The 13,403-nt window shown below is 60.6% G+C and carries 16 protein-coding genes; 15 read left to right on the forward strand and 1 reads right to left on the reverse strand.

Features of this window, described 5'->3' with window-relative positions; translation table 11 throughout:
* Positions 1-28 precede the first annotated feature (28 nt).
* The 15 genes from fusA to rpsQ all read left to right on the forward strand — a co-directional run bounded on the left by fusA (position 29) and on the right by rpsQ (position 11,919).
* Positions 29-2,143: an elongation factor G gene (fusA, locus tag sake_RS03830; protein ID WP_129359308.1), complete on the forward strand. Its 2,115-nt coding sequence runs from the start codon at positions 29-31 to the stop codon at positions 2,141-2,143.
* A 181-nt stretch (positions 2,144-2,324) separates the two neighbouring features.
* On the forward strand, positions 2,325-3,515 hold the full coding sequence (gene tuf / locus sake_RS03835; protein WP_129359310.1) for an elongation factor Tu: 1,191 nt from the start codon (positions 2,325-2,327) through the stop codon (positions 3,513-3,515).
* Positions 3,516-3,850: 335 nt separating this feature from the next.
* Positions 3,851-5,452 carry a GMC oxidoreductase gene (locus sake_RS03840; RefSeq protein ID WP_178945484.1) on the forward strand — a complete coding sequence of 534 codons (1,602 nt, stop codon included), beginning with the start codon at positions 3,851-3,853 and terminating at the stop codon, positions 5,450-5,452.
* Positions 5,453-5,466: 14 nt separating this feature from the next.
* Positions 5,467-6,090, forward strand: a complete 624-nt coding sequence (locus sake_RS03845) for a hypothetical protein (RefSeq protein WP_178945485.1) — start codon at positions 5,467-5,469, stop codon at positions 6,088-6,090.
* 479 nt (positions 6,091-6,569) lie between these two features.
* Positions 6,570-6,878: a 30S ribosomal protein S10 gene (rpsJ, locus tag sake_RS03850; protein WP_030015043.1), complete on the forward strand. Its 309-nt coding sequence runs from the start codon at positions 6,570-6,572 to the stop codon at positions 6,876-6,878.
* Positions 6,879-6,894: 16 nt separating this feature from the next.
* Positions 6,895-7,551, forward strand: coding sequence for a 50S ribosomal protein L3 (rplC, locus tag sake_RS03855; RefSeq protein WP_129359315.1), 657 nt, complete (start codon positions 6,895-6,897; stop codon positions 7,549-7,551).
* A 5-nt stretch (positions 7,552-7,556) separates the two neighbouring features.
* Positions 7,557-8,180 (forward strand): 50S ribosomal protein L4, encoded by a 624-nt coding sequence (gene rplD, locus sake_RS03860; RefSeq protein ID WP_129359317.1) that lies wholly within the window; start codon positions 7,557-7,559, stop codon positions 8,178-8,180.
* Positions 8,177-8,479, forward strand: a complete 303-nt coding sequence (gene rplW, locus sake_RS03865) for a 50S ribosomal protein L23 (RefSeq protein WP_129359319.1) — start codon at positions 8,177-8,179, stop codon at positions 8,477-8,479. Before rplD ends, rplW begins: the two co-directional genes overlap by 4 nt.
* A 35-nt stretch (positions 8,480-8,514) precedes the next feature.
* Positions 8,515-9,354, forward strand: coding sequence for a 50S ribosomal protein L2 (rplB, locus tag sake_RS03870; protein ID WP_129359321.1), 840 nt, complete (start codon positions 8,515-8,517; stop codon positions 9,352-9,354).
* 12 nt (positions 9,355-9,366) lie between these two features.
* Positions 9,367-9,648: a 30S ribosomal protein S19 gene (rpsS, locus tag sake_RS03875; RefSeq protein ID WP_030015038.1), complete on the forward strand. Its 282-nt coding sequence runs from the start codon at positions 9,367-9,369 to the stop codon at positions 9,646-9,648.
* Positions 9,649-9,710: 62 nt separating this feature from the next.
* Complete coding sequence (gene rplV / locus sake_RS03880; RefSeq protein ID WP_129359323.1) at positions 9,711-10,076, forward strand: 50S ribosomal protein L22; 366 nt, start codon at positions 9,711-9,713, stop codon at positions 10,074-10,076.
* Positions 10,077-10,904, forward strand: coding sequence for a 30S ribosomal protein S3 (rpsC, locus tag sake_RS03885; protein WP_129359325.1), 828 nt, complete (start codon positions 10,077-10,079; stop codon positions 10,902-10,904).
* On the forward strand, positions 10,905-11,321 hold the full coding sequence (gene rplP / locus sake_RS03890) for a 50S ribosomal protein L16 (protein WP_129359327.1): 417 nt from the start codon (positions 10,905-10,907) through the stop codon (positions 11,319-11,321).
* A 2-nt stretch (positions 11,322-11,323) separates the two neighbouring features.
* Positions 11,324-11,650 carry a 50S ribosomal protein L29 gene (gene rpmC / locus sake_RS03895; RefSeq protein ID WP_129359329.1) on the forward strand — a complete coding sequence of 109 codons (327 nt, stop codon included), beginning with the start codon at positions 11,324-11,326 and terminating at the stop codon, positions 11,648-11,650.
* The gene (rpsQ, locus tag sake_RS03900; protein WP_129359331.1) at positions 11,647-11,919 is read left to right on the forward strand and encodes a 30S ribosomal protein S17; all 273 of its coding nucleotides are present in this window, start codon (positions 11,647-11,649) and stop codon (positions 11,917-11,919) included. The genes rpmC and rpsQ overlap by 4 nt, the downstream gene beginning before the upstream one ends.
* A 131-nt stretch (positions 11,920-12,050) precedes the next feature.
* Here the strand turns inward: rpsQ and sake_RS03905 are convergent, their stop codons facing one another.
* Entirely contained in the window at positions 12,051-13,355 is a 1,305-nt protein-coding gene (locus sake_RS03905) for an esterase family protein (protein WP_129360099.1), read from the reverse strand.
* Between the last annotated feature and the right edge of the window lie 48 nt (positions 13,356-13,403).

Here is a 13,403-nt window from a genome sequence, read left to right on the forward strand (position 1 = left end):
CGGTTGATCCACCTGAAAGGGAAACATCGTGGCACTTGACGTGCTTACCGACCTGAACAAGGTCCGCAACATCGGCATCATGGCTCACATCGATGCCGGTAAGACCACCACTACCGAACGCATCCTGTACTACACCGGTATTAATCACAAGATCGGTGAGACCCACGACGGTGCATCCACGATGGACTGGATGGCCCAGGAACAGGAACGCGGAATCACTATCACCTCCGCGGCTACCACGTGCTTCTGGAAGAATAACCAGATCAACATCATCGACACGCCGGGCCACGTCGACTTCACCGTTGAGGTGGAGCGTTCCCTGCGCGTGCTCGATGGCGCCGTTGCCGTCTTCGACGGCAAGGAGGGCGTTGAACCCCAGTCAGAGACCGTGTGGCGTCAGGCTGACAAGTACGAGGTTCCCCGTGTTTGCTTCGTCAACAAGATGGACAAGCTGGGTGCCGACTTCTACTTCACGGTCGACACCATCGTGAAGCGCCTCGGTGCTACCCCGATCGTGATGCAGTTGCCGATCGGTGCCGAGAACGACTTCATCGGCGTCATCGATCTGCTCGAGATGAAGGCCTACGTCTGGCCTGGCGACTCCAAGGGCGACGTGACGTTGGGTGCTTCGTACGAAACCCGCGAGATCCCCGAGGATCTTCAGGAGCGTGCTGAGCAGTACCGCAACCAGCTCGTCGAGCAGGTCGCGGAGACGTCTGAAGAGCTCATGGAGAAGTACCTCGAGGGCGAAGAGCTGACGATCGACGAGCTCAAGGCCGGCATCCGCGAGCTGACCGTCAAAAACGAGGCCTACCCGGTCTTCTGTGGCTCGGCGTTCAAGAACCGCGGCGTGCAGCCGATGCTCGATGCGGTCATCGACTACCTCCCGTCCCCGCTGAACGTGCCCCCGATGATCGGTCACGATCCGAAGGACGAAGAGGTCGAGCTGACTCGCCGTCCTGCCAAGGACGAGCCGTTCTCGGCCCTCGCTTTCAAGGTCGCTGCTCACCCGTTCTACGGACAGCTCACCTACATTCGCGTCTACTCCGGTATCGCGAGCTCGGGTCAGCAGGTTCTCAACTCGACCAAGGGTCGCCGTGAGCGCATCGGCAAGCTCTTCCAGATGCACTCCAACAAGGAGAATCCGGTCGAGGAGATCCAGGCCGGCCACATCTACGCCGCGATCGGTCTCAAGGAGACCACGACCGGCGATACGCTGTGCGATCAGGCCAATCCGATCGTCCTCGAGTCGATGACCTTCCCCAAGCCCGTGATCTACGTGGCCATCGAGCCCAAGACCAAGGGTGACCAGGAGAAGCTCTCGACCGCTATCCAGAAGCTCTCCGCTGAGGACCCGACCTTCACGGTCAACCTCAACGACGAGACCGGCCAGACCGAAATCGGTGGTATGGGCGAGCTCCACCTGGACGTCCTGGTGGACCGCATGAAGCGCGAGTTCCGCGTGGAAGCCAACGTCGGCAAGCCGCAGGTTGCGTACCGCGAGACGATCAAGAAGGCCGTCGAGAAGGTCGACTACACCCACAAGAAACAGACCGGTGGTTCCGGTCAGTTTGCGAAGGTGCAGGTCAACTTCGAGCCGATCGCTCTTGACTCCGAAGAGCTCTACGAGTTCGAGGACAAGATCACCGGTGGCCGCGTGCCCCGTGAATACATCCCTTCGGTGGATGCCGGCATCCAAGGTGCGATGCAGCTCGGCATCCTCGCGGGATACCCCGTGGTTGGCGTGAAGGCCACCCTGGTTGACGGCGCCTACCACGACGTCGACTCATCCGAGATGGCCTTCAAGATCGCCGGTTCGATGGTATTCAAGGAAGGCGCACGTCGCGCCAACCCGGTGCTGCTCGAGCCGCTGATGGCCGTCGAAGTTCGTACTCCCGAGGAGTACATGGGCGATGTCATCGGTGACCTGAATTCGCGCCGTGGCCACATCCAATCCATGGAAGATGTTGCCGGCGTCAAGCTGGTATCAGCCCTGGTGCCGCTGTCCGAAATGTTCGGCTACATCGGCGACCTGCGTTCCAAGACGCAGGGCCGTGCGGTGTACTCGATGGCTTTCGACAGCTACTCAGAGGTCCCGAAGGCAGTTGCCGAGGAGATCATCCAGAAGAGCCGCGGGGAGTAATTCTCCGCACGGCGGCTCTTCCGGGCCGCCTTCCCAACCCAAATAAACAAAGCCTCGGAAGCTTGCGCTGGTTTTCATACGGGATGAATTTTCCGTTATTGTTGATCAGGAATCCGTCTTCAACCACGGACTGCGCAGAAAGCCAGCGCAAGTTTCCATCAAACGTTCTAGGAGGAACATAGTGGCTAAGGCAAAGTTCGAGCGCTCCAAGCCGCACGTCAACATTGGTACCATCGGTCACGTTGACCACGGTAAGACCACGCTGACTGCTGCAATTTCCGAGGTTCTCGCAAACAAGTTCCCGGACCTGAATGAGAAGCAGGACTTCGGTATGATCGACTCCGCTCCTGAGGAGCGGCAGCGCGGCATTACCATCAACATTGCTCACATTGAGTACCAGACCGACAAGCGTCACTACGCTCACGTTGACGCCCCCGGTCACGCTGACTACGTCAAGAACATGATCACCGGTGCTGCCCAGATGGACGGCGCTATCCTCGTGGTCGCCGCTACTGATGGCCCCATGGCCCAGACTCGCGAGCACGTTCTGCTCGCCCGTCAGGTTGGCGTCCCCTCCCTCCTCGTCGCCTTGAACAAGGCCGACATGGTGGAGGACGAGGAACTTCTCGACCTCGTCGAGATGGAGGTCCGCGAGCTGCTGTCTTCGCAGGAATTCGACGGGGACAACGCTCCCGTCGTTCGCGTGTCCGCTCTCAAGGCCCTCGAAGGCGACGAGAAGTGGGTCAAGTCGGTTGAGGACCTCATGGAGGCCGTTGACGACTTCATTCCGGACCCGGTTCGCGACAAGGACAAGCCGTTCCTCATGCCGATCGAGGACGTCTTCACGATCACCGGTCGCGGCACCGTTGTGACCGGCCGCGCCGAGCGCGGTACCTTGGGTCTCAACTCGGACGTCGAGATCGTCGGCATCCGCCCGATCCAGAAGACCACCGTTACCGGTATCGAGATGTTCCACAAGCAGCTCGACGAGGCATGGGCCGGCGAGAACTGCGGCCTGCTCCTGCGTGGTCTCAAGCGTGACGATGTCGAGCGTGGCCAGGTTGTTGCTGCTCCGGGTTCGATCACCCCGCACACCAACTTCGAGGCGAACGTCTACATCCTTTCCAAGGATGAGGGCGGCCGTCACAACCCGTTCTACTCGAACTACCGCCCGCAGTTCTACTTCCGCACCACGGACGTTACCGGCGTCATCACTCTGCCCGAGGGCACCGAGATGGTTATGCCCGGCGACAACACCGAGATGACCGTTGAGCTGATCCAGCCCATCGCTATGGAAGAGGGCCTCGGCTTCGCTATCCGTGAGGGTGGCCGCACCGTTGGTTCGGGTCGCGTTACCAAGATCACCAAGTAACATTTCTTTGTGATCCCGGCGGCCAGCGCGTGATATTGCGATGACCGTCCTAGAAAGGGCCCCGGCTTTTGCCGGGGCCCTTTTCTTTTGCTCTCCGATGTATTGTCTCGGTCACCTCGGGAAATGATGAAATTCCTGTCCACGAAACTGGTCAGATTCTGCGTCGAAGCGTTAGCCACGGGAGGGAAATTGGCCTCCACGCGGGCGTTGTAGGCCCGCCCTGCCAGGATTCTGCAAAAGAAGACCTCAAGTGAAGATTTCAAGAAAAGTATAAAATGAGAGCGGCTCGTTACTTACGAGATTCACCTATTACTCGCACTTCTAAGGGTGGAACTATGTCGTTCAACATAACTCGCAGAACACTTTTGAAAGCAACGGCGGTTGCCGCCGCCGCTGCTCCCGCCGTTGCCGGAGCCGCACAGCCGGCGGTTGCAACCGAGGGATCCACGCGAATCGCGATCATCGGCTCCGGATATGGGGGAGCGGTCGCCGCGCGCAAGCTGGCTTCGATGGGCAGGCAGGTCGACCTGATCGAAATGGGAACCGACTGGGAGAAGATGAAGCCGATCAATGGGCGGGTCTTCACCACGATGACTGCACCCTCCTCACGTTCCATGTGGTTCAAAGCCCGTACAGACATGCCCTTCAGCTATCTCGGTGGCATGGACTTGGTCAATCGGCGCATCGACCCGGGTGCCGGAGCCTTGGACATCGAGTACTTCGCCAACATGAAGGTCTACGTCGGTCGAGGCGTTGGAGGCGGGTCGCTGGTCAACGGGGGCATGGCCGTGACACCGCGCCGTTCCTTCTTCGAAATGGTTCTGCCCCAAGTGGACGCGGACGAAATGTACAACGTGTACTTCCCCCGTGCGAACAGCGACCTGAGGGTGCACGATCCCGCCATGGACCTGGTTATGAACACTCCGTGGTACCAGTTCGCCAGGGTCAGTGCGGCGCAGGCCAAAAAGGCCGGCATCGACCACGTTATGGTCCCCAATGTCTACGACTTCGACTACATGCGGAAGGAAGTCTATGGCCAGGTGCCACGGTCTGCTTTGGACAAGCAGGTGATCTTCGGCAACGACCACGGCAAGAATTCCTTGCCCAAGACGCTACTCAAGGAGGCTTTGTCCACGGGGCGGGTTAATCTCATCCCGATGACGGAGGTGCAGTCCATTGAGCGCAAGGCGGACGGAACCTTCCAGCTCCGAACTAAGACCATCGACTTCAACGGAAACCTCATCGAAGAGCGTACGAGGGATTACGACCGCGTGGTTTTGGCGGCGGGTTCCGTCGGTACGACCAGGCTGCTTCTCTCCGCGCAGGCCGAGGGCGCTATCACAGGCATGTCGGAGTACCTGGGGCGGGGATGGGGGCCGAACGGCAATACAATGCACGCCCGCAGACTCAGGACATGGTCCGGTGCGCGTCAGTCGACGATTCCCGTGATGGGGTTGTCCAACTGGGATGATTCCGTGGATTCGGTGTTCGCCGAAATCGCACCGTTCCCGGCGGGAATCGATCTCAGGACCGGGGTGTACCTCGCAATCACCAACAATCCGAACACGGGCACCTTCACATGGAACCGTGGAAGCCGCAAGATGGAGCTCGATTGGGGTCCGGGGCATTCCGAACCGTCCGTGCGAGCGGCGCGCAAGCTGTTCAACCGCATCAATCTCGCCAACCCGGGTACCGGGCCCCGAGCCGATCTCTTCGAACAGAACAAGACATACTCCGACTACTTCACGTATCACCCGTTGGGCGGGGCGGTGCTGGGGGAGGTCACCGATCTCCAGGGGGAGGTCAAAGGTGTCCCGGGGCTTTTTGTCATGGACGGTTCCCTCATTCCGGCCAAGATCGGCGTCAACCCGTTCGTGACCATCACGGCCCTCGCAGAACGCAATATGGACCGGTTGGTCTCGGCGCAACGGTTCTAGCAGAGGTGGACACCATGGCAGAACATCGCCATACACGTCTCAAGCGCCGGACCCTCATGACGACCGCCTGGGCCGTGCCCGTCATCGCGGCGACGAGTGCCGTGCCTGCGATGGCCAGCAGTTGGAAGACCGATCTGGCCATCGACGTCATCGACCCACCGTACGATCTAGAGAAATGGGAGCCGAAGCAAGAGATTCCCGTATACAGAAAATCAACGGGTGACCGTATCGCGGGTCGGGGATCTCTACCTCCTCGGATTCGGATCACGAATGTCGGACGTGTGACTGCCGTGAATCCTAGCGGCACCGTCGAGATCACCATCCGCGACTATATTTCGGACTACTCGCCCTGGGGTGCGAATAGGCTCAAGGCAGTTACGACCAACCCGACTGTTCTCTGGTCCGAAGACGGGAGGGGAGCGGCATCTGGACCCGGCGCCAGGTTCACGTACAAGTGCGCTGGCCAGCTCGGACCAGGGCAGAGTCTAGAGATTCCGTTGCGGTACTTCGTCAACCCACCCTTCGTGCATGTAGCCTTCAATGTGCTGGTGGCGGCCTGGGTGGAAGATGAACGAGATGGGGACTACGACGACAACAGTCTCAGGATTGGGCACGTACCGTTCACGAGCGTCTTCTGACACCTTGGACCGTTGGCTGTCATGATCTCCTTGATGGTCCGGGACCGATCGATATGGTCGGCCCCGGACCATCGCTGTGGAGAGTGTCTTTGGCCACTTCGAGAATCCGGGCTTGCGCGTCCTTGAGAGCCTCTGGCAGGATAGACAACGTTGTTCAAGCGCTTGTTGGCGTTGACCTGCCCGAATCCCAGGGATACGGAGCAGGTCCGTCCAAGCCCAAAATGACCCGGTCCGAACGACTCTGGATTGACGTGTGCGAACACTTCGCGACACGCCCGAGTTCGGGGGTCGGTGCTTCAACGAATTGAGGAACCCGGGAATGCCGGATTCAGTTCGTGTGAGGCGGCGCCAGGAATCCGCACGGAATCTGGACGGTGTCCATCGTCCGGAATACGAGCGGTTGCTGCCAGAAGACGCCATACAGAGGGGCCCTCGAGGTCCCTACACAGGGAAGTACTTGAAGAAAGAGAGTCCGACAGATGGCGGGACAGAAAATCCGCATCCGGCTGAAGTCGTATGACCACGAGGTCATCGACTCTTCGGCTCGGAAGATTGTTGAGACGGTGACGCGCGCTGGTGCGACGGTTGTTGGCCCCGTGCCGCTGCCCACCGAGAAGAACGTGTACTGCGTAATCCGCTCGCCGCACAAGTACAAGGACAGCCGCGAGCACTTCGAGATGCGTACGCACAAGCGGCTGATCGACATCGTCGACCCCACGCCCAAGGCTGTTGACTCGCTCATGCGCTTGGACCTGCCGGCAGACGTGAACATCGAAATCAAGCTGTAAAGAGGATCGCATCCCAATGACTACCAAATTCGAGCGCCAGGTGAAGGGCCTGCTGGGCACCAAGCTTGGCATGACCCAGGTCTGGGACGAGAACGGCAAGTTTGTGCCGGTCACCGTCGTCAAGGCCGATTCCAATGTTGTCACCCAGCTGCGCGGTCAGGACACCGATGGTTACAACGCCATTCAGATCGGTTTCGGTGCGATTGACCCCCGCAAGGTAACCAAACCCCTCGTCGGACACTTCGAGAAGGCCGGGACCACTCCGCGCCGCCACCTCGTCGAGGTTCGCACCGCGGACGCCTCCGAGTACTCCCTCGGTCAGGAACTGTCCGTCGAGCTCTTCGAAGCCGGCCAGCGCGTCGACGTCGTGGGCAAGACCAAGGGCAAGGGCTTTGCAGGTGTTATGAAGCGTCACGGCTTCAAGGGCGTCGGTGCTTCGCACGGCCAGCACAAGAACCACCGCAAGCCGGGTTCCATCGGCGGCGCGTCCTACCCCGCCCGCGTATTCAAGGGAATGCGTATGGCTGGACGTATGGGCAACAACCGCCACACCACCCAGAACCTCACGATTCAGGGTGTCGACACCGAGAACAATGTTCTGCTGATCAAGGGTGCCATTCCTGGTCCCAAGGGCGGCGTCGTTCTGGTTCGCACCGCTGTGAAGGGAGCCTAACTCCAATGGCTACTGAAACCGTAAAGGTTGATCTGCCGGCCGATGTCTTCGGCGTCGAGCCCAATGAGGCTCTGATGCACCAGGTCGTCATCGCGCAGTTGGCCGCTGCCCGCCAGGGCACCCACAAGGCGAAGAACCGCGGCGAGGTCTCCGGTTCAGGACGCAAGCCGTTCAAGCAGAAGGGTACCGGCCGCGCCCGTCAGGGTTCGGTCCGTATGCCTCAGCACACCGGCGGCGGCGTCGTGCACGGACCTGTGCCGCGCAACTACTCGCAGCGCACGCCCAAGAAGATGAAGGCCGCAGCTCTGCGCAGTGCCCTCTCCGACCGTGCGAACCACGGCCGCATTCATGTGGTCAATTCGCTCGTCACTGAGATCTCCACCAAGGCAGCCAAGGCCGCCCTGAGGGACTTGACCTCTCGCAAGAACGTGCTGGTTGTTATCGACCGCAAGGAAGATAACGTCGCCCTTTCCGTTCGCAACCTCGAGTTCGCCCACGTCCTGTACGCGGACCAGCTCAACACGTACGACGTGTTGCGCGCCGACGACGTGGTCTTCACGAAGGATGCCTACGACGTGTTTGTGGCAATCGCCAGCAAGGCTGGAAAGAACCAGGAGGACGCCAAGTGAGCGCCACCATCAAGGATCCCCGTGACGTCATCATTGCGCCTGTCGTCTCGGAGAAGAGCTACGGGCTGATCGACGAGGGCAAGTACACCTTCGAGGTCGACACTCGCTCGAACAAGTCGGAAATCAAGGATGCCGTTCAGCGTATCTTCGGCGTCAAGGTTTCCAACGTCAACACCATCAACCGTGCCGGCAAGCGGAAGCGCACGCGCTTCGGCTGGGGAGCCCGCAAGAGCACCAAGCGTGCGATTGTGACCCTGAGCGAAGGCACCATCGATATCTTCGGCGGTCCGCAGGCCTAGCGCCCGCGGAGACCACTTTAACGAGGAACTAAATTATGGCTATCCGTAAATACAAGCCGACAACGCCGGGCCGCCGTGGCTCGAGCGTTGCCGACTTCGCAGAAATCACGCGATCGACTCCCGAGAAGTCGTTGCTGCGTCCGTTGTCCAAGAACGGCGGACGAAACAACAGCGGTCGCATCACGACCCGTCACAAGGGCGGTGGACACAAGCGGGCCTACCGTTTGATCGATTTCCGCCGTCACGACAAGGACGGTGTCGATGCTCGCGTCGCACACATCGAGTACGATCCCAACCGCACGGCGCGCATCGCGCTGCTGCACTATGTCGATGGCGCCAAGCGTTACATCATCGCGCCGAACCGCCTGAAGCAGGGCGACGTCGTGGAGTCCGGCCCCAACGCGGACATCAAGCCCGGCAACAACCTGCCGCTGCGCAACATCCCTGTTGGTACCGTGATCCACGCCGTTGAGCTCCGCCCCGGCGGCGGTGCCAAGCTGGCTCGTTCAGCCGGTGCTTCGGTCCAGCTGGTCGCGAAGGAAGGCAAGTACGGTCAGCTCCGTCTGCCTTCCGGCGAAATCCGCAACGTCGACGTCCGCTGCCGCGCAACCGTCGGTCAGGTCGGCAATGCCGAGCAGACCAACATCAGCTGGGGCAAGGCCGGCCGTAACCGCTGGAAGGGCATCCGCCCGACCGTTCGCGGTGTCGTCATGAACCCCGTCGATCACCCCCACGGTGGTGGCGAGGGCAAGACATCCGGTGGTCGTCACCCCGTCAACCCGAACGGCAAGCCCGAGGGACGCACCCGTCGCCCCAATAAGGAAAGCGACAAACTCATTGTGCGTCGTCGTCGTACTGGCAAGAACAAGCGCTAAGGAGCCTGAAACATGCCTCGTAGTTTGAAGAAGGGCCCTTTCGTTGACCAGCACCTCTTCCTGAAGGTTGCCGCTCAGAACGATAAGGGTTCCAAGAACGTCATCAAGACGTGGTCCCGCCGCTCGATGATCGTCCCCGACATGCTCGGGCACACGATCGCCGTGCACGACGGACGCAAGCACGTACCCGTGTTCATCACCGAGTCGATGGTCGGGCACAAGCTCGGCGAATTCGCTCCCACGCGGACTTTCCGCGGCCATGTGAAGGACGACCGCAAGGGTAAGCGTCGCTAAATCGGTTCGGACCGATTTAGCAGCGTGTAACTCTTCGGCAATAGACGAAAGAGAGATAGGCAATGGAAGCCAAGGCATCTGCGCGCTACGTTCGCGTGACGCCTATGAAGGCCCGGCGCGTCGTCAACCTGATTCGTGGCAAGCAGGCGAATGAGGCACTGGCGATTCTGAAGTTTGCCCCGCAGGGTGCTTCGGAACCGGTATTCAAGATCGTCGAGTCGGCAGTGGCCAACGCCCGCCAGCTCGCTGATCGCGATAGCGTCGCTTTCAAGGAAGAAGAACTCTTCATCAGTGAAGCGTTCGTCGACGAGGGCCCGACCATGAAGCGGTTCCAACCGCGAGCTCAGGGTCGTGCATACCGCATCAACAAGCGAACCAGCCACATCACCGTGGTTCTCGCTACCCCGGATAATGAGGAGGACCGCTAAGTGGGACAGAAAATTAACCCGCACGGATTCCGACTGGGGATCACTACGGACCACAAGTCGCACTGGTTCGCTGACTCCAACAAGGAAGGCCAGCGCTACAAGGACTTCATCCGCGAGGACGTGAAGATCCGTGAGCTCATGTCGAACGGCATGGAGCGCGCAGGCATCGCCAACGTCGAGATCGAACGCACCCGTGATCGCGTCCGTGTGGATATCCACACTGCGCGCCCGGGCATTGTGATCGGCCGTCGTGGCGCCGAAGCCGACCGCATTCGCGGCGAGCTCGAGAAGCTCACCGGCAAGCAGATCCAGCTGAACATCCTCGAGGTCTCGAACCCCGAGGTCAACGCTCAGCTGGTGGCGCAGGGAGTCGCCGAGCAGCTCGCTTCTCGTGTGGCTTTCCGCCGCGCGATGAAGAAGGCCATCCAGTCCGCTCAGCGGGCCGGAGCCAAGGGCATCCGTATCCAGTGCGCTGGTCGTCTCGGCGGTGCCGAGATGTCCCGCTCGGAGTTCTACCGAGAGGGCCGCGTGCCCCTGCACACCCTCCGCGCAAACATCGACTACGGCTTCTTCGAAGCCAAGACCACTTTCGGTCGCATCGGTGTCAAGGTGTGGATCTACAAGGGTGATCTGACCGATAAGGAACTTGCTGCTCAGCAGGCCGCACAGGGCAACCGCCGCGGTAACGATCGTCGCGGAGGCGGCGAACGTCGTCGTCGTAACACCGCCGGTGGCGCAGGTCGTCGCGGTGGACGCAACGAGCAGCAGAACAGCGCTTCGGAGGCCCCCGCCAACGAAGCCAAGACTGCAGAAAACGGTGAGGCATAAATGCTGATTCCCCGTCGCGTAAAATACCGCAAGCAGCACCACCCGAAGCGCAGCGGCGTCGCCAAGGGCGGCACCACCGTTTCGTTCGGTGAGTGGGGCGTTCAGGCGCTGGCACCCGCGTATGTGACTAACCGTCAGATCGAGGCTGCTCGTATCGCCATGACCCGCTACATCAAGCGTGGCGGTAAGGTCTGGATCAATATCTTCCCGGACCGCCCGCTGACCAAGAAGCCTGCCGAAACCCGCATGGGTTCCGGTAAGGGTTCGCCTGAGTGGTGGGTTGCCAACGTCAAGCCCGGTCGTGTCGTATTCGAACTGGCCGGCGTGAGCGATGAAGTCGCCAAAGAGGCCTTGCGCCTGGCAATCCACAAGCTCCCCATGAAGGCACGCATTGTGCGTCGCGAAGGTGGTGAATAGAAATGGCAGTAGGATCCAAGGATCAGTCCATCGAGCAGCTGGCTGAATTGGACAACGGAGCTCTCACCGAGAAGCTGCGTTCGTCCAAGGAGGAGCTGTTCAACCTCCGTTTCCAGAAGGCCACCGGGCAGCTCCAGAATGCGGGCCGCTTCAAGGCTGTCAAGCGCGATATCGCGCGCATCTACACGGTGTTGCGTGAGCGCGAACTGGGCATCCGACCCGAGGCCGAGTCTTCGGACGATGCCTCTGACAAGAAGGCCGACAAGAAGGCTGCAAAGGCAGCGAAGAAGGCCGACACGGCTAGCGCTACCGAAGGTGATGCCAAGTGAGTGAACAGAAGACGGAAGAGCGTAATCTCCGCAAGACCCGTCGCGGCTATGTCGTCTCCGACAAGATGGACAAGACAGTTGTCGTCGAGGTCGAAGACCACGTGACCCACGGTCTGTACGGCAAGGTTATGCGTCGTAGCCACAAAGTGAAGGTGCACGACGAGCAGAACGCCGCCGGCGTTGGCGACCTCGTGCGCATTATGGAGACCCGTCCCATGTCAGCCAACAAGCGTTGGCGGATCGTGGACATCGTCGAGCGCGCCAAGTAAGGCACGCTGGGCGATCCGCTCCTACGGAAACCCCCTCCCGCTTCGTGCGGGAGGGGGTTTTTGCGTTAAGGGGGCTGGGGTGGGAGGTTTGAGGCGTTCGTTCGGGGCTTTAGTCAGGCGTCCTTTTGTGGTCAGCCGCCGAAGAAATGGATCAGACCGTCGATGACCCCGCCGCGCCAGCACACGTAGTCGTGTCCTCCCACGTACTCGCGGGAGACGTGGTCGATTTGGAGTCGACGCAACAGGTCCGCGAAGCGACGGTTCTCTGCGCGAAGATGGCCTTCGAGGGTGCCGACCTCGTGGAAGATTCGGGTGCATTGTGACGGTGCTGGGTTTTCCTCCCATTGATGCAACTGTTCGCTGGGGGAATCCTCGTCAGGCCACCAGAAAGAGGCGGATTGGACTATTCCGCATCCCACGAGGTCCGGCGCTCTGCGCACGACGTCGGCCGCCGCAAGTCCCCCGAGGGATGCTCCGGCAATGGCGCGCAATTGCGGATCGGAAAGGATACGCGTGTGGAACGATGCTCGCGGAAGAAGCTCTTCCTGGATGAACCGCGGCAGGTCTGGGTTTGCCCCGAGCATATGGGGCCGGTCCGAAGGTCTGTCCGGTGCGAAGAAGATCACCGACAGCGGAGGCAGAGCGTATTCGGCGACTGCCCGTTCTAGGGCTGGGACCAGGGTGTACTCACTCGTGTACCGGTCCCCGTCCGTCACGAGTGCGGTGACTTCCGGGGCACCGTACTCTTGGGCGGGCCGCCACGTCCAGGATCGAACTGGAACGTTCATCACGGTTGAGGACCAGGCCTCTTCCTTCAAGTCTCCATGCTTCGGCAGGTTTTCGCGCCATCGTTCGGAAGGCATGCTGGCGATGGTGCGTTCGGATGAGTCTTGTGAAGCTCTGGTGCCGATGTCGTCGGTGAACCGGTGGGGCGTGGCGCCTGGCAGGGCCAGGAGGTTGGCTTCTCCGCCGTCCGAGGAGCGAATCACCGGCAGACTCCGGGACGGAGCCTCGGTGAGAGCAAAAGTTGATCGCCAGCGTTGTCTCGATTGACCGACCTCGGGGTCCCACGGATCTTGGGGAAGCAACGTGATCTCCGTGCGCAGCTCGCGGGGAAGCTCGAAAGCCCCCAAATGGAACGCTGCGCCGAAAGCGTCATAGCGGTCCAGGAGGAACGGTTCCAAATGGGTCCGATGCATGTGAGTGGTGGTCGCGAGCAGAAGTGCGACGCGTTCCTCCGCACCGTGGGCCTTGCGCGCGACCGTGACGACGGCTGTTCCGCTAGCAGGACGGTCCTCTATGATCAATCCGCCACGGGAACCGAGTTCCGCAAAAAAGGCGTCGATGCTTCCTGATTCCTCCAACAATTCGAGGCCCGCCCGCGGTTTGAGTCGCTGCGGGATCGGCGGAAGAAACTCTGGTTCGGATGGCATCATCGGACCTTTCTGAAAAGAACTATGGCGTCCGGAGATTACGATACATTT

Source organism: Kocuria sp. TGY1127_2 (genome assembly GCF_013394385.1).
GTDB lineage: Bacteria > Actinomycetota > Actinomycetes > Actinomycetales > Micrococcaceae > Rothia.

What these genes read in the sequence shown, in the direction of transcription:
- rplD (WP_129359317.1), top strand. Translation starts at nt 7,557, where the DNA reads ATGGCTACTGAAACCGTAAAGGTTGATCTGCCGGCCGATGTCTTCGGC.
- rpmC (WP_129359329.1), top strand. Translation starts at nt 11,324, where the DNA reads ATGGCAGTAGGATCCAAGGATCAGTCCATCGAGCAGCTGGCTGAATTG.
- rplC (WP_129359315.1), top strand. Translation starts at nt 6,895, where the DNA reads ATGACTACCAAATTCGAGCGCCAGGTGAAGGGCCTGCTGGGCACCAAG.
- rplV (WP_129359323.1), top strand. Translation starts at nt 9,711, where the DNA reads ATGGAAGCCAAGGCATCTGCGCGCTACGTTCGCGTGACGCCTATGAAG.
- rplB (WP_129359321.1), top strand. Translation starts at nt 8,515, where the DNA reads ATGGCTATCCGTAAATACAAGCCGACAACGCCGGGCCGCCGTGGCTCG.
- rpsJ (WP_030015043.1), top strand. Translation starts at nt 6,570, where the DNA reads ATGGCGGGACAGAAAATCCGCATCCGGCTGAAGTCGTATGACCACGAG.
- rplP (WP_129359327.1), top strand. Translation starts at nt 10,905, where the DNA reads ATGCTGATTCCCCGTCGCGTAAAATACCGCAAGCAGCACCACCCGAAG.
- rpsS (WP_030015038.1), top strand. Translation starts at nt 9,367, where the DNA reads ATGCCTCGTAGTTTGAAGAAGGGCCCTTTCGTTGACCAGCACCTCTTC.
- sake_RS03840 (WP_178945484.1), top strand. Translation starts at nt 3,851, where the DNA reads ATGTCGTTCAACATAACTCGCAGAACACTTTTGAAAGCAACGGCGGTT.
- sake_RS03845 (WP_178945485.1), top strand. Translation starts at nt 5,467, where the DNA reads ATGGCAGAACATCGCCATACACGTCTCAAGCGCCGGACCCTCATGACG.
- sake_RS03905 (WP_129360099.1), bottom strand. Translation starts at nt 13,355, where the DNA reads ATGATGCCATCCGAACCAGAGTTTCTTCCGCCGATCCCGCAGCGACTC.